The sequence below is a fragment of the Saccharopolyspora sp. NPDC045839 genome (genome assembly GCF_056431645.1).
The window spans coordinates 131921-151869 of sequence record NZ_JBWKKH010000019.1 but is presented as its reverse complement, the minus strand read 5'-3'; the positions used below and the strand labels follow the sequence as shown (position 1 = coordinate 151869).

Here is a 19949-nt window from a genome sequence, read left to right as displayed (position 1 = left end):
GGGGGAGGGGGTATGTTGGGGGGGGGGTTTGTGGGGTTATCAACCGGCGGACGGTCTCCGGACGGGGTGCGGGGGGGGGGGGGGGGGGGGGGGGGGGTGTTTGGGGGGGGGGAAAAAAAAAAAACCCCCCACGACTCCGGCGATGTCCTCAGTGGACTTCAGCTGGTTCGACGAGTTCGACGAGGACGCCGCCGGCGTCCTTGGGGTGCACGAAGTTGATGCGGCTGTTCGCCGTGCCGCGGCGTGGTTCCTCGTAGAGCAGCCGCAGTCCCTTGGCGCGGATCGCCGCCATGGCCGCGTCGATGTCCGTCACCCGATAGGCGAGTTGCTGCAGGCCGGGGCCGTTGCGGTCCAGGAACTTCGCGATCGCCGAATCGTCGCGCAGTGGCGTGATGAGCTGAATCTGCGTCACGCCCGTGGCATCGCCGGGCGCCCGCATCATCGCTTCGCGCACGCCTTGTTCCTCGTTCACCTCAGTGTGCGCGACCTCTAATCCGAAGGTGTCCCGCTGGAAGGCGATGGCCGCGTCCAGATCGGCCACCGCGATGCCCACGTGATCCACGGCCGTGACCAGGCCGGTTAAGTCCGCTCGCATGCCCGCAGCGTAACTCGCGACCACATTTTCCGGGAATACCGGCAAATCCGGAAGATCGAATTGCCCCAACGGGCGGAGTCGGGTCACCTAGCTACGCACGAGCATGTGGCTGATTCACCTGAGAGGGGCGAGGATGGCGAAGAAGCAACGTGGGCCGGTTCGCGGGCTCGCGATCCTGACGGCGGTGCTCGGCGTCACCATCGGATTGGGCGTACCCGCCGCGCTGGCCGCCGGCGGCGACGGTGTGCCCAGCGGCGGAGGCGGCGACAATCCGCGCGCGGACCAACTGCGCCGGGACCGGGCCTGGGTCGCGCCCGGACCGCTGGTGTTCGGCACCGAGCCGTACGCAGCGGTCAGCGCCGCAGCCGAGGAGGCGGCCGGGGCGGCCGACTGCACGATCAGCGCCCAAGCCGCGACCAACCTGGCGCTGTCCACGACGTGGCCCGAGGTGGCGGGATCCGGCAAGGCGCCGTCGCCGATGACCCTGTCCCGCTACGACGACCAGACCTCCCTCGCCGACCCCGAACAACGAGCCAAGGGCCTGTTCTTCAACCCGGGCGTCGGCATCTGGCAGCTCGACTCGGCCGGGCTCGGCGCCGGGGAGACCGCCGCGACCGCCATCGACTCGGTCGGCGCCGCGCAGAAGATGGTCCCGTACATGGTCGGCAAGTTCTGCGACGCGGTCAACGGCGGATCGTCCACCGCACGCGCCCGGGCCACCGCGTGGAAGGACTGGCACGCCTGCGACGCGGGCGCCTGCGAAACGATCTACCAGCGGCTGGAATCCGGCGGCGTCACCAAGGACGACAGCGTCACCCGGTACGGCGGTGCGCAGCCGCGCGACTGCACCTTCGAGGGCGCCAAGTACGACTGCCTGTACGTCGACCCGAGCGAGGCGGAGGGCGAAAAGGCCTGGACCGCCCCCGACTTCGGGCCGGCCCCGGTACCGGCACCGTTCTACGTCTTCACCTACACGGAGGGTGGAAAGGACTACGAGGTGCGGTACTGGCTGAAGGCCGACTCCGGCGCGGACACCGACGTGTCGGCCTCCCGGGAACTCGGCGTCAACGCCCGCACGAAGCTGTACTGGGCCGCCGAAACCGGCTTCTGCGACACGACCACCGGCACCGGCAACTGCTGAGAGCAGGGGAACCTTCCTGTCATCCGTAGCGCCTGGTTATGGCAGTCGTCACAGGTGGCACGGGGTGTCGTCGCGGGTATGGTCCGGGAGCGTCCGCGGGGCCATCATGGTGCTGCGACGCATCGATGACGTGGCAGTCGACGAAGACGCACCGGGAGGCAGTGGTGAGCGGTTCTGTGATCGTGGCGGGGGCGCGTACTCCGATGGGGCGGTTGCTGGGCTCGCTGAAGGGTTTCTCGGGTGCGCAGTTGGGTGGGTTCGCGATCCGGGCTGCGTTGGAGCGGGCCGGGGTGCGGCCGGATCAGGTCGAGTACACGATCATGGGTCAGGTGCTGACCGCGGGTGCGGGGCAGATTCCGGCGCGGCAGGCCGCGGTGGCTGCGGGTATTCCGATGGGTGTGCCGGCGTTGACGATCAACAAGGTGTGCTTGTCGGGGCTGGATGCGATCGCGTTGGCGGATCAGTTGATCCGGGCGGGTGAGTTCGATGTGGTGGTCGCGGGTGGTCAGGAGTCGATGACGGGGGCGCCGCATTTGCTGGCGGGGTCGCGTGAGGGCTTCAAGTTCGGTGATGTGCAGATGCTGGATCACATGTCGCATGATGGTTTGTTCTGCGCGTTCGATCAGGTCGCGATGGGGTTGTCCACGGAGAAGCACAACGCGCGGTACGGGTTGACGCGGGAGGAGCAGGACGCGTTCGCGGCGCGGTCGCATCAGCGGGCGGCGGCGGCTGTGCAGCGGGGTGTGTTCGCGGAGGAGATCGTGCCGGTGGAGGTGCCGCGGCGTAAGGGTGATCCGTTGGTGGTGGACGCGGATGAGGGTATTCGCGGGGATACCACGGTGGAGGGGTTGGCGAGGTTGCGTCCGGCGTTCGCCTCGGATGGGACGATCACGGCGGGGTCGGCGTCGCAGATTTCCGATGGTGCGGCGGCGGTGGTGGTGATGAGCCGGGCCAAGGCCGAGGAGTGGGGGTTGTCCTGGCTGGCCGAGGTCGGTGCGCATGGTGTGGTCGCGGGGCCGGATGCGAGTCTGCATGAGCAGCCGTCGAATGCGATCAAGGCGGCGTGCGCCAGGGAGCGGATCGAGGCGGCGGAGCTGGATCTGGTGGAGGTCAACGAGGCGTTCGCGGCGGTGGGGATCGTGTCGACGCGTGCGTTGGGTGTTGATGAGCAGCGGGTCAACGTCAATGGTGGTGCGATCGCGTTGGGGCATCCGATCGGGATGTCGGGTGCGCGGTTGGCGTTGCATCTGGCGTTGGAGTTGAAGCGTCGTGGTGGTGGGGTCGGTGCGGCGGCGTTGTGCGGTGGTGGTGGGCAGGGCGACGCCCTGATCCTCCGCGTACCGACCGCCTGACCCCGGCCGACCCTGAGATCACCCGGAGATCCCGCACCGTCGGTGATCGACCGATTCCGGCGTGGCTACCCTGGACGGCATGAAGTGGCTTCCAGGGGGATGGCAACGGGCCGACCGGGTCGAGCAGGAACGGGCGACCGTCCCGGCACGCCCCCGCAACACCGCCCGTTACGCCTCGGACCACGCCGGAGCTGCCGAGCCCGCCACCCGGGTGCAGCCCGGCGGCGGGCACCGACCGACGCTGCTGAGCGCGGACGCGCACGACGTCGACGTCAGCGCCAGCAGCTTCAAGGCGCTGCTCGTCGGTGGCGGCATCAGCGGGCTGCTCACCGTGCTGGTCGCCGCGGCGCTGGTCAACAACGGCAACAGCGTCGGCTTGTGGATCTGGCAGCTCATCTTCGGCGTGATCTTCCTCTGGTTCCTCACCGCCTCCCGGGGCATGCTCAACAGCCGCGGCTTCCTGTTCGACCGCAGCGGCTTCTACGCCCGCACCCGCGGCGAGGTGTTCGGCGTCACATGGGACGAGATCAAGGCCGTCGGGGTCGGCACGCTGCCGTGGATCCAGCACCGCCGCCCGGTCGCGCCGGAGCGCCGCCACGCGCTGGAGCTCTACCCCGCGGATCCGGGATTCGCGGCACGGCACCCGGAGCTGGACCGCTGGCGAGTGGAGGAGCAGCCGTCGATGCCGGGGCTGCCCGGCGAGCGCTACCGGTTCCACCTGCCGCCGATGAGCAGGCTGCCGAAGGAGCTGGAAGGCGCGGTGCAGACGGTCGCGCCGCAGAAGTGGATCGGCCGGTACAAGCGGGAGCTCCCGCCGCCGCAGGCCTGACGGTTACCAGCCGAGGCTGTCGATCGGGTCCGCCGAGGTCAGTTCCGGGGCGTCGATGGCGAAGGTGCGGGCCACCCCGCGGCCGCTGGTGGCGGTCTCGAACCGGACGGTGACGCGACCGTGCCCGGCGCCCTGCACCCAGCCGTGCCCGAACTCGCTGTGCCGCACGTCGTCACCCGCGCGCCAGTGCCGGGTCGACGGCTCCGGGCTCGGTTCGGGGGCGGGCAGGACGACGGGCGCCGGAGATTCCTGCTGGTCGGCGGGGTTGCCGAACAGCGGCTCCTGCTCCGAGGTCGCCAATCCCGAGTAGGAGACGCCGACCAGCCGGACCGGCGTGCCCGGCGGTACTGCGACGGGCAGCAGCCGTCGCGCCGCCGCAGCGAGCGCACCGAGATCGCTGGTCGCCGATGAGAACGTCTCCGCGCGGCTGATCGTGGTGAAGTCGGAATCCCGGACCTTGATCGTCACGGTGCGCGCGGCGCGCCCCGACGACACCAACCGGCGATGCGCCGACTCGGCCATCCCGGTCACCTCGGCCTGCAGCTTCGCCTGGTCGGTGATGTCGACGTCGAACGTCGTCTCGGCGCTGACCTGCTTCGCTTCGGCGCGCTCGGCCACCGGATGCTCGTCGATGCCGTGCGCGAGGCGGTGCAGCTCGGTGCCATGCGCCTGCCCGAGCAGCGACGTCACGTCGTTGGGGCGCAGCGCGGCGAGCTCGCCGATCGTCTGGACGCCGATGCGGTGCAGCTTCGACTCCGTCACCGGCCCGATGCCCCACATCTTGCGCACCGGCAGCCCCGACAGCAGTTCCAGCTGCTGCTCCGGCGGCACCACGAGCATGCCGTCCGGCTTGGCCAGGCCCGAGGCGATCTTGGCGAGCTGCTTACCGGCACCCGCGCCGATCGACGCCGTCACGCCGACCTCGCGGTGCACCCGCGCGCGCAGCCGCGTGGCGAAGTCCTCGACCTGCGCGGTGGTGGCCCCGGCGAGCTCGGTGGGTTCCAGGAACGCCTCGTCGACCGAGACCTGCTCGACGACGTCGGAAACCTCCCGGACGATGCCGAGCACCTGCTTGCTCACCGCCTGGTAGACGCGGAACCGCGGCGGGAGGACCACCGCGACGGGGCAGCAGCGGCGCGCCTCCGCCATCGACATCGCGGACCGCGCGCCGTACTCCCGGGCCTCGTAGCTGGCGCCGGCGACGGTGCCGCGCGGGCCGAGGCCGCCGACGAGCACCGGGCGCCCGCCGACGGTGGGGCGGGTCAGCTGCTCCACGGATGCGAAGAACGCATCCATGTCCATGTGCAGCACCCACCTCGGCATGACCGCTATTCAACGGGATGCCTCTGACAGCCGCCGCCGCGGCCGGGCGAGGTGAGAGCAAGGGAACCTTCCTGTCACCGCAGGCCGCTGACCTCCGCGACTGGGCGCGAGGATGGGAACCTTCCTGTCACTTCCCGCCGTGCGGGAGCGAGCAAGGGAACCTTTCTGTCACCGCGAGCCGGGGTGAGAGCATGGGAACTTTCCTGTCACCCTGCGCCGCCCGGCGGCAGTTCAGCGCAGCTTCGCCCAGGCGTAGGTGATCATCGCGTCGCGCATGTAGTCGGCCATGCCCTTCGGCTTCCGGCGCTCGATGCGGCGGCGGAACTTCGGCTGGTTCACGTACATCTCCGCCAGCCGCAGGTAGGAGGACCGGTCCGGGGTCCAGAAGTGGCAGATCCAGCGGTAGTGCTCGTGGATCACCTGCTGGGTGCGGGGGTCGCTCTCGGGGACGCCGGTGGCGAACAGCTCGGCGACGGCCGAGCTGATCCGGTTCCAGTCAGCGCCGATGCGCTGCGCGAGCGCTTTGCGCTGCTCCGGGGGGATGGGGCCGTTGGCTCCGGCGGGGGTGAGGTTTCCGATCAGAGCGGTGCCGTCTTCGACGGCTTCGGCCTGATCGAGACCGGGGCTCCCAAACGGCTGCACGGCGTTCCTTCCTCCCCTGACGTGCGGGCACGACGCATGACGATCAAGTACGGATCGTGATCGACATTGCGGGTGATCACGGCCCTGATCACCTGCCCGTGGCACATTAACGGAGCGAAGTGGACGCTGCGTGTGATTGTGGCGATCCGCTACCAGCCTGTGATGCCCCGGTCTGGTGCCGCGGCGCTCAGCCGGCTTCCGGACCAGCGGTGTCGTCCTGCTCGTCGGCCGCGGGCCGTTCGGGCGGCGCGAGGAACACCACACCGCTTTCCAGGTCCAGCGGCCCGCCGGGGTCGTGCCCTCGCGAGATGCCGGTCTGGTCGCCTTCGTGCTGGAGCTTCCGGCCGGGGAAGAGTTCGCCGTATCTGCCCATGCACCCAAGGTAGCCCGGCGCCGGTGCCGAGGCCGGTGCGATGACGCCGGCCCCGGCACGGGCGATCAGCAGTGGGCCTTGTAGAAGTACTGCGCCTGCTGGTCGATGTTGTCCTTGGTGATGGCGATCATCTCGGTCTTGGTCTCCCGTTCGACAGGCTGGCCCTTGATCGCCGCGATGGCTCGCTTGACGCCTTCCTGCCCGATCTTGCCGGGGTTCTGCGCGATCAGCGCCTGGACCCGGCCGTTGCGCAGGTCGTCCACCTGCTTCGGGCTGGCGTCGAACCCGACCAGCTGCACCTGCCCGGACTTGCCGGCGTTGAACAGCGCGGTGGCGGCGCCTTCGCCGGTGTTGAGGTTGGTGCCGAACACGCCGACCAGGTCGGGGTTCGCGGCCAGCGTCGCCGACACGATCTGCGCGGCTGTCGCCGCCTCGTTCTCGGTGTACTGGGTGGGCAGCAGCTTCAGGTTCGGGTGCTTGGCGATCTCCTCCTCGAAGCCCTTGGCCCGCGCGTCGGTGGTCGAGGTGCCCGCCTTCGTGTTCAGCGCCAGCACCGACCCCGGCTTGTCGCCGACCAGCTGCGCCAGCGTTTGCGCGGCCAGTTGGCCACCCGCGTAGTTGTCCGACGACAGCGAGGTGACCGAGACGGACCGGTCCTCCAGCGCGGTGTCGACCTCGACGACCTGGATGCCGTTGCTCTTGGCCTGCTGCAGCGGCGCGGCCAGCGCCTTGTCGTCGGTGGGCACGATGATCACCGCGCCTGGCTTGGTGCTGACGATGCCGCCCAGGATCTGCGACTGCTCGGCCTGCTCGAACTTCTCCGGGGCCTGCGAGTTCAGCTGGTAGCCCTGCGCGCTCGCCTCCTGCTGCGCCGCGCATTCGATGGACACGTAGAACGGTTCGCCGCGCATCCCGGTGATCAGGGCGAGGTTCTTGTTGTTGGGATCGGTCTGCCCGCTGCCGGTGTCACCGATCTGGCCGGACCCGCAGCCGGCCAGCAGCAGCGCCGCACCCAGCGCCAGCGCGGTTTTGTGCGTTCTCATCAGCGATTTACCTCCACACGCCGTTGTGCCGAAGATCGAGTGTCAGCGGTTGTTGCGCGCCCGCCGCCTGCGCTGGTCCAGCCAGACCGCGGCGACCAGGACCGCGCCGACCGCGATCGGTTGCCAGAACGGCCGCACCCCGGTCATCACGAATCCGGCGTCGAGCACCGCGGGGATGAACACGCCGATGACGCTGCCGAGCACCGTGCCGATGCCGCCGAACAGGCTGGTCCCGCCCAGCACCACGGCCGCGATCGCGTTCAGGTTGTCGTTGCTGTGCCCGCTGATCGTGGTGGTGCCGAAGTAGGCCAGCGACATGAACCCGGCCAGCCCGGCCAGCACCCCGGTGAGGGCGTAGACGGTGACCAGGTGCCGGGTGACCTTGATGCCGCTGCGGCGGGCGGCTTCGGCGTTCGAGCCGATCGCGTAGGTGTAGCGGCCGAAGGCCGTGGTGTGCAGCAGCCACAGCGCCAGCAGCGTGATCACCGCCGCGAGGATCACCAGGTTCGGGACCACCACGAACGACGTCCCGGTGCCGAGGGTCTTGCGCAGCGCGCTGGGCACCGTGCGCACGTCGATGCCGTTGGTGAGCAGCTGTGCGGCACCGAGTGCCGCGCCGAACGAGCCGAGCGTGACGATCAGCGCCGGGACCCGGGCGACCGCGACGAGCAACCCGTTCAGCAGGCCCCACAGCGCGCCGCCGACGAGCGCGACCAGCAGGCCGATCGCGATCACGCCCCAGCCGGCGTTCGTCGCGTCGCCGCCGCTGAGCCATTCCATGGTCATCGCCGACACGACGCCGGAGAACACCAGCACCGATCCCACCGACAGGTCGATGCCGGAGGTGATGATCACGAAGGTCATGCCGACCGCGAGCATCAGCAGCGGCGCCGCCTGCACCAGCAGGTTCTGGGTGTTGAACAGGGTGGGGAAGGCGTCCGGGCGGAGCACGCTGAACAGCACGCAAAGGACGACGAGAACCAGGCCGGTCCACAGCGTGTTCGAGGACGCCAGCCGCGCGCCGACCCCCTTCGCCGGGGCCGGCGCCTTTTCTTCCACAGTGGACTCGGGTGTTTCCTGCTGGGTGGCCATCAGCTCGCGTCCTCCTGCGACAGTGCGCCGGTCATGGCGCCGACCAGGTCCTCCAGGGTCGCCTCGGCGGCGCCGAACCGCGCCACCCGGCTGCCGAGGCGCAACACCTCGACCCGATCCGCGACCGACAGCACCTCCGGCATGTTGTGGCTGATCAGCACCACCGAGATACCGGTGTCGCGAACCCGCCGGATCACCTCCAGCACGCGTTCGCGCTGCAGGACGCCCAGCGCGGCGGTGGGCTCGTCCATGAACACGAGCTTGTCCGCCCAGGTGACCGAGCGCGCGACCGCGACGCTCTGCCGCTGCCCGCCGGACAGCGAGCCGATCGGTACCGACAGGTCTTGCAGCGACACGCCGAACTTCGCGAACTGCTCGGCGGCCTGCTCACGCATTTTCGCCTTGTCCAGCATGCCGAGCCGGCCGAGCAGCCCGGGCCGCCGGATCTCCCGCCCCAGGAACAGGTTCGCGGCCGGGTCGAGGTCGGGCGCCACCGCGAGGTCTTGGTAGGCGGTCTCGATGCCGTGCGACCGGGCGGCGGCGGGGGAGTCGAGCGTCACCGGCTTGCCGCCGACCAGGATCTGCCCCGAATCCGGCTGCTCGACGCCCGAAAGGCATTTCACCAGCGTCGACTTGCCGGCGCCGTTGTCGCCGATGAGCGCGACGACCTCACCCGGGTGCACTGTGAACGACGCGCCGCGCAGCGCCTCCACGCTGCCGTAGCGCTTGACCAGGTTGCGGGCTTCCAAGAGCGGTTCGGTCATCTCGGGCTCCCGGCGGCCGGCGGGCGGCAGTGCACCACGGTGACGTCCCCTTCGAGCTGAGCGGCCCCGGCGGAATGCGGGATCACGGCGGTGCTGCCGCGGCGCAGCGGTAGTTCGGCGCCGCCGTCCGTGCGCAACTTCCCGCTGCCGTCCAGCGCGATGAGCACGCCGAACGACGGCTCAAGCTCGACGCCGCCGTGCAGGCGCTCGGCGCGGAAGAAGGGTGCCGCGTCGTTGGCCAGCAGCGGGACGCGGGGCTCGGACCGGTCCGCGGTTCGCTTGATCAGCGAGTCCAGCACCGCATCGCCGAAACCGTCGCGGTTGACCGTTTCGAGCGCGGTCTGCCGGTCCATGCCGAGGAACGCGCCCTCGGCATCGGCCAGGAAACCCTGCCATTCCAACGTGATCGAGAAGTCCGTCGGCTGCTGCAGCTCGACGATGAACACGCCTTCGCCGATGGCGTGCGGGGTGCCCGCGGGAACGTGCACGGTGTCGCCGGGCCGGACCGGGATCTCGTTGAGCGAACCGAGCATCGCCGACGAATCCTGCGTGGCCACCCAATGCGCGACCGTCTCCGGCGCGACGTCTTCGCGGAAACCCAGGTACACCACCGGGTTCGCGCCGGACGTGCCGACCACGATCCACGCCTCGGTCTTGCCGAACCGGGAACCGAGGTGCTGCTGGGCGAAGGCATCCGAGGGATGGCAGTGCACCGGCAGCCGCTGCCCCGCGTCCAGGAGCTTGACCAGCAGCGCGGTGCTGTCGCCGAAGGCGGTCACGTGCTCGGCGCCCAGCCACCGCTCGGGTTCGGCTGTCACCGCGTCGCGCAGCAAACGCCCGTCCGGCAGGCGGGACAGGCCCGACTCGGCCTGGCCGAACCGCGTCGTGGTGGACGCGACCCAGTCCTCCGGGCCGAATTCGCGGTCGTCCGAGCCGCGCAGCGCGGCGATCGACGCACCGCCCCGGTAGAACTGGCGGGGCTGGTTGGCCGGCAGGGCGATCGGAACCGCCGGGCCGGACTGATCATTGTGGACAGAACTCAACGTGATACCTCTCCGGAACCTCTGGCGAGCAGCCGAGTGGGAACGACCAGGCGGCGTGGCGGCGTGCGGTCGCCGTCCAGCCGCGCGAACAGCAGTTCTGCCGCCGACCGGCCCAGCGCCCAGGTGTCGTGGGTGACCACGCTGATCGGCGGGTCGAGGAGGTCGGCGAGCTCGAAGTCGTCGAAGCCGACGAGCGCCGGCCGACGGGGGCGACCGGCCAGCGCGCGCAGCGCGTGCACGGTGATCCGGTTGTTGCCGGTCACCAGCGCGGTCGCGCGCTGCAGCGTGGAACGCAGCGCCTGCGCCACCGACTCGTCGGTGTGCGGGCCCATCAGGACCAGGTCGGGGGAGAACGGCACACCGGCCTGCGCGCAGCCTTCCCGGAAACCGCGCAGCCGCTCGGCGGCCGTGTGGATCTCCGGAGCGTCGCCGAGGAAAGCGATCTCGCGATGCCCGTGCTCGGCCAGGTGGCGGGCGGCGAGCGCGGTGCCGCCGGCGTTGTCGATCAGCACGGTGTCGGCGTCGAGGTTGCCCGGCGGCCGGTCCACGAACACCACCGGCGTCCCGGCGTTGATCTCGTGCGCGATGTACCCGTGCTGGTGACCGGCGGGAACCACGATCAGCCCGTCGACGCGGCGCGCGCAGAACTCCAGCACCAGCTCGCGTTCCCGCGCCGGGTCCTCATCGGACGAACCGGTCAGCACCTGCTTGCCCTGCACCCGCGCGAATTCCTCGACCGCGCGGGTCAACACCGAGTAGAACGGGTTCGCCAGGTCCTCCAGGACCAGGCCCAGCGTGCCGGTCCCGGCGCCGCGGCGGAGGTTGCGGGCGCTGAGGTTGCGGCGGAACCCGAGCTGGTCGATGGCGGCCAGCACCCGCTCCGCGGTCGCCGGATGGACGCCGCTCTCGGCGTTGACGACCCGCGAAACGGTCTTGATGCTCACGCCCGCCAGCCGCGCCACGTCGTTCATCGTGGCGCGCCGGACGTTCCCGGACTCAGACAACGTTGTCATGATGGGCGGCATTGGATCGCAGCCCCTCGCCGCCTGTCAATGCCACCACCCGGATCTGACTACGCCTGGCCCCGCGGCATCCGCTGATCGGCCCAACCCGTCCCCCGGCGTTCCGGGCGAGGTGACAGGAAGGTTCCCATCCTCGCGCCCGCCGACCCCGGCCCGCGCGACCCGCCGACCCGGCCGATCGATGACAGGAAGGTTCCCATCCTGCGGTTTTCCGGCCCTGGGTGACAGGAAAGTTCCCATGCTCGCAGCCGGAACCCGGGCCGGCGGGGCGCTGTCGCGGCCGCGCGGGTCAAGTCGTCGGGCGGCGGTATTCGGCGCGGCCGAACGCCGCGCCGCGGTGTCGAAACCGGACAAGAACGGCGATCCGCATTGACCTCTGCGGCGTCTCCGACGACGGTGAACCGGCCCGGCTTGACAAGGTTGTCCAGTGAGGAGGCGGCGATGTCCCGAAGCATCCCCAGGAGATCCGCGCTGCGTTTGTTCGGCGGCGCGGCCGTTGCCGGCGGGCTGCTGGCCGCGGCGCCGGCGGTGGCGTCGGGGGCACCGGCCCGGCGGGACTGGAAGCCGGTCGCCGAGGCCGTCCGCCGCGAATTCCTGTGGGCATGGCAGCACTACGTCGAGCGGGCCATGGGCGCCGACCACATCAAGCCGATCTCCGGCGGCCGGGAGGACTTCTTCGTCGAGGGCCACTCCATCGGGTTGAGCCTCGTCGAGGCGATCGACACGTTGTGGCTGATGGAAGCCGACTCCGAAGTCGAGCGCGCCGTGCAGTGGATCAAGGAGAACCTGAGCTTCGACGTCGACGCGCCGTTCCAGGTGTTCGAGACCAACATCCGGATGGTCGGCGGGCTCGCCGCCGCGTACCACTGCACCGGTGAGCAGCGGCTGCTCGAACTGGCCGTCGACGTGGCGGACCGGCTGCTCCCGGCCTTCACCGAATCACCGACCGGCCTGCCCTACCGCTACGTGAACCTGGCGACCGGCGCGGTCAGCCGGCCGGAGACCAACATCGTCGAGGTCGGCACCTACATCGCCGAGTTCGGGATCCTCTCGGAGTGGACCGGCGACCGGCGCTACTTCGACCTCGCCAAGCAGGCCATGCGGGTCGTCTACGACAAGCGGACCGGACTCGGCCTGCTGCCGCACGACATCCACGCCGAAACCGGCGAGTGGCGGAACCGCCAGGCCACCGTCGGCCCACCGGGCGACTCCTACTACGAGTACCTCTGGGACGGCTACGCGCTGTTCGGCGACGAAGAACTCCGCCAGTGGTACGACGCGCTCACCGACGCGATCCTCGCCCACCAGGCCGAACGCCACCAGAACATGCTGTGGTTCCCGCAGGTCGACGCGTTCACCGGGGAAGTCCTCAGCCGCGAGCAGAGCGTGCTCGCCTCGTTCTACGCCGGCCTGCTGGGCGAATCCGGCCGCGTCGCCGAGGGCCGCGCCTACCACGACGCGTTCAACACCGTGCAGGACGAGTTCGGGGTGATCCCGACCTCTGTGGACTACTCGGCGATGTCGGCGAGCGACCGGAGCAACGCGTTGCGCCCCGAGTTCGCGGACTCGGCGCTCATGCTCTGGCTGGAAACCGGCGACGAGATCTTCCGCGAGCGCGCGAACGTCCACTTCGATCACATGGTGGGGACGTCGAAGGCGAAGTACGGCTTCGCCGCTCTGGCCGACGTCACGGCGAAGCCGCCGTCGCAAGAGGACACCTGCCCGGGCTACTGGTGGTCCGAGCAGATGAAGTACTACTGGCTGCTCTTCTCCGACACCCCGCGCTTCGACTACCGGAACAACTACCTGAGCACCGAAGCGAACCTCCTCCGCGGAGCCCGCCGCTGACGCAGGGATGACAGGAAAGTTCCCATGCTCTCAGCCGGACGCCGGCGGGAGTGGAGCATGGGAACCTTCCTGTCACCGTGCCCGCCGCGGGCCGCTGGCTACGCTGGGCGCATGGCTGATCATGTGCAGGTCGTGACCACCACCGACTCCGAGCAGGCGGCCGCCGAGCTGGCCCGCGGCGTCGTCGAGGCGCGGCTGGGGGCTTGCGTTCAGGTCGTGCCGATCCGCAGTTTCTACGTGTGGGAGGGCGCCGCCCAGGACGATGCCGAGTGGCAGCTGCAGATCAAGACCTCGGCCGGGCGGCTCCCGGAACTCGTCGAGCACCTCAAGGCCAACCACGGCTACGACGTGCCGGAGATCATCGCCACCCCGATCGTCGGCGGCAACGCCGCCTACCTGGCCTGGGTCGACGATCAGACCCGCCCGTAGCGGACCGGCATCGGTGTGATCGGCGACACCCGGCACACTCGCAGGGGAGTGCCGTTGGAACGGAAGTGGGTTTGACGTGCCGCGTACGTATGCCGGGTGGTTCCGGGCGGTTGCGATCGCCGAGGCGTTCTCGTGGGTCGGTCTGCTGGTGGCGATGGCGTTCAAGTACGGCTTTCAGCAGCCGCTGGGCGTGACGGTCATGGGCTGGGTCCACGGGCTGGTCTTCACCGCCTACGTGGTGACCTGCCTCGTCGTGTTCAGCCCGCTGCGCTGGCGGTTCGGGGTGCTGGTGCTGGCACTGGTGGCGTCGATCCCGCCGCTGGCGTCGGTGTGGTTCGAGCGCTGGGCGAACCGGCGCGGGCTGCTCGCCGAATCGGACTCCGACGAGCCGACGTTCTGGGGCCGCGTTCGCTACGCGCTGCGCGAGCTGAACTGACTCAGAAGTCCCCGGCGGCGTGCCGCACCTTGCCGAGCAGCTCGGTGAGCTGCTGGGTCTGCCGCTCGGTGATGCCGCGCAGCCCGAAGTCGATCTCCGTGACCGACTCGGTCGCCTTCTTCATCAGGTCCCGGCCGTCCTCGGTGATCTCCACCAGGGTGGTGCGCCGGTCCGTGGGGTGCGGCACCCGCCGGACCAGACCGTCCTGCTCCAGCCGGTCGACGATGTTGGTGACGCTGGTCGGGTGCAGTTGCAGCCGGTCGCCCATGACGCGCATCGGGAGGCTGCCGCGCCGCGAGAAGCTCAGCAGCACCAGCGCCTCGTACCGGGCGAACGTCAGGTTGTGCGGTCGCAGCGCACCGTCGACCGCCGATTGCAGGATCTGCTGGACCCGCATCACGCTCGTCACCGCGGCCATCGTCGTCGACGGGCCTACCCGGTCGGCCCAGATCTCGGCCGCGCGAGCGATTGGGTCGAAGGGCAGTGGACTACGGGTGCTCATGGTGTTCGACGCTAGCAGCGGTTACCGACGAGTTGGTGGCTGTGGTGCGGGTCGGGCGAAATCAGGAGGACCGCGCCGCTGCCCGAGCATGATCGTCGTGACCGGCGGACCACGCCGCCGGTCCGGAATGGAGGAGCAGACGTGCTAGTTGCGTTCAGCGTGGCCCCGAGCGGGGCCGGGGACAGCGACAGTGTCAGCGAGGCGGTCGCCGCCGCGGTGAAGGTGGTGCGGGAGTCCGGGCTGCCGCACGAGACGACCTCGATGTTCACCACGATCGAAGGCGAGTGGGACGAGGTGATGGACGTCGTGAAGCGGGCCACCGAGGCGGCCTCGGCGAACGCGCCGCGCACCAGCCTCGTGCTCAAGGCGGACATCCGGCCGGGGCACACCGACCAGCTGCATTCGAAGGTGCGGCGGGTCGAGGAGCACCTGCGCGGGGAGTAGGCGCAGCAAAAGACCGGGGGCGGCGAGCAGCCGCCCCCGGTCCGGCGCTTTGAATGCGTCAGCCCTTGGGGTGGTCCACGACGGGCGCGTTGACGCAGGTGTTGGCCTGCGGCGACAGGACCGGCACGACAACACCGATGAGAGCACCGACGTTGTTGCCGCACGCCTGCACCGGGACGGCGCTGACGTTGTTGTCGTTGACCGCGTTGATGCCGTCGTTATCGGCGCTGTCCGCGAACGCGGCGGTGCCGAGGGTCAGGACACCGAGGGCGGCGGCACCGGCGACGCCGGCAACACGGGTAGCAATACGCACTGTTTCGTACCTCTCGTTGAACTACTGACTGAAGGTCCCCCAACCGGAGGCCCCGCAGACCCGTGAGAAAACAACCGTCACTCGCGGGCTCAGTTCCCACTTCGGAGGTCAAAGTCGCCGAGCCTTAGGGGTGAACCCGCTTTGCCCCCTGTTCGAGCGACATTTCCTCACTGATTCGGTTTGATCTCGGGCGTCGTCGGAGTGTCGGTTCTGGACGTGCGGTTTCGCGGGCCGCGGAAGATCTGCCGCCCAGCGACCACGCGACCGGCGGGACGTGTCAGGATGGAGGCGTGACGAGGCCGGATCCACGCCAGCAAGCAGCAGCGATGTCCGCCGCGATGGCGGGCGCAGTCGACCTGTCGGCCCTGAAGAACCGGGCCGACGCCACCGCCCGGGCCGCCGCCCAGCCGCCCGCCAACGGCGACAGCCCGGCGGCGCCGGAGAGCGCCGCGGTCATCGATGTCACCGAGGCCACCTTCCAGGCCGAGGTCGTCGAGCGGTCGCTGCAGGTGCCCGTGGTCGTCGACCTGTGGGCGACGTGGTGCGGACCGTGCAAGCAGCTGTCGCCGGTGCTGGAGCGGCTCGCCCAGGAGAGCAACGGTGCCTGGGTCCTGGCCAAGGTGGACGTCGACGCGAACCCGCGCATCGCGCAGCTCTTCCAGGTGCAGTCGGTGCCCACGGTGATCGCCATCGCCGGCGGCCAGCCCGTGGACGCCTTCTCCGGCGCCCAGCCGGAACCGCAGATCCGGCAGTGGATCGACTCGCTGCTGAACGCCCTGCGCGACCAGCTGCCCGGGATCCGCGCGGCCGAGGAGGGCGTCGAGCCCGTCGCCGAGGAGCCCGAGGACCCGCGGTTCACCGCCGCCGAGGACGCGCTGGAAAGCGGCGACTACGCCGCCGCCGAGGCCGCCTATCAGAAGATCCTCGACAGCGAGCCGAACAACGAGCAGGCCAAGGCCGCGCTGGCGCAGGTCCGCTTCACCGCCCGCGCCGAACAGGCCGACCCGGCCGCGATCGGGCGGGCCGACGCGGCCCCCGACGACGTCGACGCACAGCTCGCCGCCGCCGACGCGGAGGTCGCCGTCGGCCTGGTGGCGGAGGGCTTCGACCGGCTGATCCGCGCGATCAAGCGCACCTCCGGCGACGACCGGGACCGGATCCGCCGGCACCTGATCGAGATGTTCGAGGTCTTCCCCGAGGGAGACGACCGGGTCGCCGCGGCCCGCCGGGCGCTGGCCAGCGCCCTGTTCTGAGCAGGGTTTCCCGGGCGCCGATTTCACGCGAAGTCGGCGCCCGGTCTTTCGCGCCCTAGTCGAGGAGCCGGTCCCGCAAGGCGGTCACATCCGCGTCGGGAAGGCCGCCGGAACGCAGGTATGCCGCCATGTCCCGCGAGGTCGCGGCCTCGTGGATGAGGTCACCCGCCGTCGTGCCGTGCTCGGCGATGAGCTCTTCGATCTTCGGTGTGTCGTCGCCCAGGCCCACCCTGGCGCACTGCTCGGCGCGGCGGACGTGGCTGAGGGCGTGGTCATCGGCGATATCCGCCGGGTCGGCGCCGTCATACCCGTGGGACGTGCGTGGCCGGTTCGGGTTGTGCGCGAGGAAAAAGCGGTGCCGCCCCGATCCGGGACGACACCGCCGGTTCCGTCAGCTCACGCGCCGTACTTGGTGCTGCACGGGGCGAATCCTTCCTGGACGCCGACCCGGAAGGCCTCCACCCGGGCGAACCCGACGGGCACCTGACCGCCGTTGACGTTCGCCGCGATCAGGCTGTCCTCGCCCAGCAGCGCGGACACGCCCTCATCGATGTCGTCCGGCGCGATCCGCAGGCTGCCGACCGGGTTGCGCTGCCCGAACGGGTCCTCGACCAGCAGCCCGCTCCACGAACCGACCATGCAGGCGGTGCGCAGGCCGGCGGCCTCGTCGTCCAGCGGCAGCCCCGTGGCCTTCTGCACCGACAGCGCATACCTGGACGCGACCTGGGCGTATGCGGCGAAATCGCCGTAGCCGGTGGAGTCCGCGTTCTTGCTCGGCGGTTGGCCGATCTTCTGCAACGCCGCCATGTCCAGCGAGATCGTGTTCGTGCCTGGGCAGTACGACGCCGGTGATGTGGCCTGCTGGCCGCCGCACGGCTTCAGCCCCGCGACGATCTTGGGCGGCTCGGCGCCGGTGTCGCGGAAGACCGTGCGCAGGCTCTTCTCCACCGCGTCGAGGCTCTGCTGGTCCACCGGGAGGTTGGCGTTCTCCTTCTGGATGGGCTTCCACGCCTGGAAGAGCGTCGTGCGCCGCTGGACGTCGTTGAAGTCCATCTTGGCGCAGCGCTGCGGGCCCTCGCTGAACCCGAACTGGAACGCCGTGACCCGGTCGAACGCGGAGCCGTGCGCATTGCCGTCGCGGAAGTCGGCATCGCCCGGCGAGTCGCGGATGAAGTTCAGCACGCCCATGACCTCGTTGAGGCCCTGCCCGGTGGAAACCTGGAAGTACTTCGAGGAACCCTCGGCGACGTGCCGGAAGTACGCGCCGGTGAAGCAGTCGGCCTGCTGCTCCAGCACGATCACCTGGTCGTTCGAGGTGGCCGTGCTCGCGCGGTGCTGCACGGCGTGCCCGATCTCGTGCGCGAGCACCGTCACCACGGCCATCGGCCCGAAGCTGTTGTTCAGCTCGGGGAGCAGGGTGCCCCGGTCCCACGCGATGGAGTCCTCCGGCGGGCAGTAGAAGGCGTTGACCACGCCCGCCGTGTTCTGCCCGCACAGCTGGAGGCCGGGACCGCCCGAGTCGTAGGACACCAGCCGTTTGACCGGCTCGAAGCGCTTGCCGGGGAAGGCCTTCGGGAACGTCTCGCTCCAGTACTCGTCGATGTCGGCGACCGCGTCGCGCGCGAGCTTGTCCATCGCGCCGTTGTCGGTGCCCTCGACCGGTAAGGACGAACTCGGCGCACCTTCCTTGGGTCCGCTCGGGCCGTTGGTGGCGGGCAGGCCGGCGACCTCGGTGGTCGAGTAGCCGCCGAGCGTCGTGGGGGTGCCGCTGATCGGCCGCGAGCACCCGCCGATCAGGGCCGCGCACGCGAGCACGGAGACCGCGGTGCCGAGGATCCGCTTTCGCCGTCGGCTTCTTGTCGATACCGGTACCACTGACGCGCCCCATCCTGCTGGCCGAAGTCCTCCTGCGCCGGGCCGGCGGCAGTGCCACCCGGTGCCGGGGAAGCCTATCGGTTACCTGATCGACCTCACGTGCGATCTCGCCGGATCGCGGGGGCGGGGTGACAGGAAGGTTCCCATGCTCACACCGGGCTGCGGTGCGGTGACAGGAAAGTTCCCATGCTCGCGCCAGTTCGCCGGCGGTGACACGGGCGACCACGAGGCGTGCCCGATCAACGAGGTGCTGGCCGGCCTGGTGGGCTGGGCGGAGCGCCACCGGCCCGGGATCGTCCGGGCGCGCGCCGACTACGACGCCAGGTCCTGATCAGCAGGCCGCCGCGCCGCCGAGCGCGCCGGTGCGGAAGGCTTCGAGCCGGGCGAATCCGGTCAGCGAGTTCGTGCCTTGCGCGTCGCGGGCGACGTCGTCGGATTCGAGCACGACCGCGACGGCCTCGTCGAGGTCGCCTTGCGACAGTCCCGGCTGCGTGGCGGTGTATGCGCCGGTCAGGCACATGATCTGCGTGCTCGCGGTGGCTCCGGTGGTGGGGCGGCCGAGTTCGGTCAGCGCGGCGAGCGAGAAGCGGGAAGCGAGCAGCGTCGTGGCTGCTTGGTCGCCGATCCTGCGGTGCGGTTCGGTGATCGCCGCGCGATCGATGGAGATCGCGGGCGGCTGCGGGCAGAACGTGGCGGGGCCGGCCGCTGCGGGACAGGCAGGCGTCGAGCGGACGTCCGGCGCGGTCCAGCGCCCGCCGCGCTGGGCGACGAGATCACCGAAGTAGCCGGAAATCCGGTCGGCGCGCAGCGCTTCGTCCAGCGGTTTGTTCGCATCGTCCGGCTCCGGCGCGGCCAGCGATGTTCCCGTCACGTCGGCGCAGCGTCGCGCGCCGTCGCGAAAACCGCTCTGGAACGCCGAAACGCGGTTGAAGGCGGTGCCGTGCGCCGCGGTGCTGCTCGTGCTCGCCGGGTCGCGGAAGACGACGATCGCGCGCATCGCCTGGTCCAGCTGCTCCGGGTTGATGCGCAGGTGCTCGGCGTGGCCGTCGACGACCCAGCGGATGAACGAACCCGAGTAGCAGTCGGCCATCGCTTCGAGGCGCACCGAGGCGTCGTCGACATCCATCCCGGCGCGCTGCTGCACCGCGTGGCCGATCTCGTGCGCGAGAACCACCACGACCGATGCGTCGCCGTAGTGCTCCCGCAGCACCGGGAGCAGCGCTGCGCGGTCCCAGGCGATCGCATCGACGGTGGTGCAGTAGTACGCGTTGCCTTCGATGTCCTTCACGTCGGTCGCGCACGGTGGCGGGGCACCGGTGCCGTTGGTGTCGATCGAGAAGAACCCGCCGTCCAGGTCCCGCCAGGGCTTGCCGAACACCGCCGGGTACTGCGCGGCCCAGAAGCGCTGCACGTCGGTGACCACCGTGGCCGCGAGCCGGTCGGCGTCGCCGTGGTCGGTGCCGTGCACGAACGCCGGATCGACCGTGTGATCGGCCACACGGGCGGGCTCGGGCGGTGCAGCCGTGCAACCGCCGGCGACCACCAAGATCACCAGCGCCACCAGTCCAATCGCGCGCACGACGTCAAGCTTCCCATCGGTCGCGGCCGCGGGCGGCGCTGGCACGTCTGC

General features: G+C 70.3%; 24 protein-coding genes. 10 read left to right on the top strand and 14 right to left on the bottom strand.

Annotated features, from left to right (window positions below; genetic code table 11):
• Nucleotides 1–148 precede the first annotated feature (148 nt).
• Entirely contained in the window at nucleotides 149–595 is a 447-nt protein-coding gene (mce, locus tag AC07EQ_RS25295; RefSeq protein WP_478390356.1) for a methylmalonyl-CoA epimerase, read from the bottom strand.
• Between the two features lie 133 nt (nucleotides 596–728).
• Here mce and AC07EQ_RS25290 point away from each other — a divergent pair, with 133 nt between their 5' ends.
• The 3 genes from AC07EQ_RS25290 to AC07EQ_RS25280 all read left to right on the top strand — a co-directional run bounded on the left by AC07EQ_RS25290 (nucleotide 729) and on the right by AC07EQ_RS25280 (nucleotide 3917).
• Complete coding sequence (locus AC07EQ_RS25290; protein ID WP_478390355.1) at nucleotides 729–1736, top strand: hypothetical protein; 1008 nt, start codon at nucleotides 729–731, stop codon at nucleotides 1734–1736.
• 164 nt (nucleotides 1737–1900) lie between these two features.
• Nucleotides 1901–3088, top strand: coding sequence for an acetyl-CoA C-acetyltransferase (locus AC07EQ_RS25285; RefSeq protein ID WP_478390387.1), 1188 nt, complete (start codon nucleotides 1901–1903; stop codon nucleotides 3086–3088).
• A gap of 79 nt (nucleotides 3089–3167) precedes the next feature.
• Nucleotides 3168–3917: a hypothetical protein gene (locus AC07EQ_RS25280; protein ID WP_478390354.1), complete on the top strand. Its 750-nt coding sequence runs from the start codon at nucleotides 3168–3170 to the stop codon at nucleotides 3915–3917.
• Between the two features lie 3 nt (nucleotides 3918–3920).
• Here the strand turns inward: AC07EQ_RS25280 and AC07EQ_RS25275 are convergent, their stop codons facing one another.
• From AC07EQ_RS25275 to AC07EQ_RS25240, 8 genes are all read right to left on the bottom strand, one after another.
• The gene (locus AC07EQ_RS25275; protein WP_478390353.1) at nucleotides 3921–5240 is read right to left on the bottom strand and encodes a DNA polymerase IV; all 1320 of its coding nucleotides are present in this window, start codon (nucleotides 5238–5240) and stop codon (nucleotides 3921–3923) included.
• Between the two features lie 231 nt (nucleotides 5241–5471).
• The gene (locus AC07EQ_RS25270; protein WP_478390352.1) at nucleotides 5472–5882 is read right to left on the bottom strand and encodes a TipAS antibiotic-recognition domain-containing protein; all 411 of its coding nucleotides are present in this window, start codon (nucleotides 5880–5882) and stop codon (nucleotides 5472–5474) included.
• A 187-nt stretch (nucleotides 5883–6069) separates the two neighbouring features.
• Nucleotides 6070–6255 (bottom strand): hypothetical protein, encoded by a 186-nt coding sequence (locus tag AC07EQ_RS25265; RefSeq protein WP_478390351.1) that lies wholly within the window; start codon nucleotides 6253–6255, stop codon nucleotides 6070–6072.
• Between the two features lie 65 nt (nucleotides 6256–6320).
• Nucleotides 6321–7298, bottom strand: a complete 978-nt coding sequence (locus tag AC07EQ_RS25260; RefSeq protein ID WP_478390350.1) for an ABC transporter substrate-binding protein — start codon at nucleotides 7296–7298, stop codon at nucleotides 6321–6323.
• Between the two features lie 42 nt (nucleotides 7299–7340).
• Nucleotides 7341–8390: an ABC transporter permease gene (locus AC07EQ_RS25255; RefSeq protein WP_478390349.1), complete on the bottom strand. Its 1050-nt coding sequence runs from the start codon at nucleotides 8388–8390 to the stop codon at nucleotides 7341–7343.
• A complete protein-coding gene (locus AC07EQ_RS25250; protein ID WP_478390348.1) occupies nucleotides 8390–9154 on the bottom strand; it encodes an ATP-binding cassette domain-containing protein in 765 nt (254 codons plus the stop codon). Before AC07EQ_RS25250 ends, AC07EQ_RS25255 begins: the two co-directional genes overlap by 1 nt.
• Entirely contained in the window at nucleotides 9151–10197 is a 1047-nt protein-coding gene (locus tag AC07EQ_RS25245) for a class I mannose-6-phosphate isomerase (protein ID WP_478390347.1), read from the bottom strand. Before AC07EQ_RS25245 ends, AC07EQ_RS25250 begins: the two co-directional genes overlap by 4 nt.
• On the bottom strand, nucleotides 10194–11168 hold the full coding sequence (locus AC07EQ_RS25240; protein WP_478390386.1) for a LacI family DNA-binding transcriptional regulator: 975 nt from the start codon (nucleotides 11166–11168) through the stop codon (nucleotides 10194–10196). The genes AC07EQ_RS25245 and AC07EQ_RS25240 overlap by 4 nt, the downstream gene beginning before the upstream one ends.
• A 289-nt stretch (nucleotides 11169–11457) precedes the next feature.
• Between AC07EQ_RS25240 and AC07EQ_RS25235 the strand changes: the two genes are divergently transcribed.
• The 4 genes from AC07EQ_RS25235 to AC07EQ_RS25220 all read left to right on the top strand — a co-directional run bounded on the left by AC07EQ_RS25235 (nucleotide 11458) and on the right by AC07EQ_RS25220 (nucleotide 13932).
• The gene (locus tag AC07EQ_RS25235; protein WP_478390346.1) at nucleotides 11458–11592 is read left to right on the top strand and encodes a hypothetical protein; all 135 of its coding nucleotides are present in this window, start codon (nucleotides 11458–11460) and stop codon (nucleotides 11590–11592) included.
• 68 nt (nucleotides 11593–11660) lie between these two features.
• On the top strand, nucleotides 11661–13067 hold the full coding sequence (locus AC07EQ_RS25230) for a glycoside hydrolase family 47 protein (protein ID WP_478390345.1): 1407 nt from the start codon (nucleotides 11661–11663) through the stop codon (nucleotides 13065–13067).
• 111 nt (nucleotides 13068–13178) lie between these two features.
• Entirely contained in the window at nucleotides 13179–13496 is a 318-nt protein-coding gene (gene cutA, locus AC07EQ_RS25225) for a divalent-cation tolerance protein CutA (RefSeq protein WP_478390344.1), read from the top strand.
• A gap of 76 nt (nucleotides 13497–13572) precedes the next feature.
• Nucleotides 13573–13932, top strand: a complete 360-nt coding sequence (locus AC07EQ_RS25220) for a DUF3817 domain-containing protein (protein WP_358313576.1) — start codon at nucleotides 13573–13575, stop codon at nucleotides 13930–13932.
• A gap of 1 nt (nucleotide 13933) precedes the next feature.
• Here the strand turns inward: AC07EQ_RS25220 and AC07EQ_RS25215 are convergent, their stop codons facing one another.
• Nucleotides 13934–14434 carry a MarR family winged helix-turn-helix transcriptional regulator gene (locus AC07EQ_RS25215; RefSeq protein WP_093262473.1) on the bottom strand — a complete coding sequence of 167 codons (501 nt, stop codon included), beginning with the start codon at nucleotides 14432–14434 and terminating at the stop codon, nucleotides 13934–13936.
• A 141-nt stretch (nucleotides 14435–14575) separates the two neighbouring features.
• Between AC07EQ_RS25215 and AC07EQ_RS25210 the strand changes: the two genes are divergently transcribed.
• On the top strand, nucleotides 14576–14878 hold the full coding sequence (locus AC07EQ_RS25210; protein ID WP_132491981.1) for an MTH1187 family thiamine-binding protein: 303 nt from the start codon (nucleotides 14576–14578) through the stop codon (nucleotides 14876–14878).
• A gap of 58 nt (nucleotides 14879–14936) precedes the next feature.
• Here the strand turns inward: AC07EQ_RS25210 and AC07EQ_RS25205 are convergent, their stop codons facing one another.
• A complete protein-coding gene (locus AC07EQ_RS25205; protein ID WP_478390343.1) occupies nucleotides 14937–15191 on the bottom strand; it encodes a hypothetical protein in 255 nt (84 codons plus the stop codon).
• Between the two features lie 326 nt (nucleotides 15192–15517).
• On the opposite strand from AC07EQ_RS25205, the gene trxA reads away from it, so the two are divergent.
• Entirely contained in the window at nucleotides 15518–16444 is a 927-nt protein-coding gene (trxA, locus tag AC07EQ_RS25200; RefSeq protein ID WP_478390385.1) for a thioredoxin, read from the top strand.
• Between the two features lie 55 nt (nucleotides 16445–16499).
• Here the strand turns inward: trxA and AC07EQ_RS25195 are convergent, their stop codons facing one another.
• Nucleotides 16500–16673, bottom strand: a complete 174-nt coding sequence (locus tag AC07EQ_RS25195) for a hypothetical protein (protein ID WP_478390342.1) — start codon at nucleotides 16671–16673, stop codon at nucleotides 16500–16502.
• 167 nt (nucleotides 16674–16840) lie between these two features.
• The gene (locus AC07EQ_RS25190) at nucleotides 16841–18319 is read right to left on the bottom strand and encodes a neutral zinc metallopeptidase (RefSeq protein WP_478390341.1); all 1479 of its coding nucleotides are present in this window, start codon (nucleotides 18317–18319) and stop codon (nucleotides 16841–16843) included.
• 145 nt (nucleotides 18320–18464) lie between these two features.
• Between AC07EQ_RS25190 and AC07EQ_RS25185 the strand changes: the two genes are divergently transcribed.
• Nucleotides 18465–18650 (top strand): hypothetical protein, encoded by a 186-nt coding sequence (locus AC07EQ_RS25185; RefSeq protein ID WP_478390340.1) that lies wholly within the window; start codon nucleotides 18465–18467, stop codon nucleotides 18648–18650.
• Here the strand turns inward: AC07EQ_RS25185 and AC07EQ_RS25180 are convergent, their stop codons facing one another.
• Nucleotides 18651–19898: a neutral zinc metallopeptidase gene (locus AC07EQ_RS25180; protein ID WP_478390339.1), complete on the bottom strand. Its 1248-nt coding sequence runs from the start codon at nucleotides 19896–19898 to the stop codon at nucleotides 18651–18653.
• Between the last annotated feature and the right edge of the window lie 51 nt (nucleotides 19899–19949).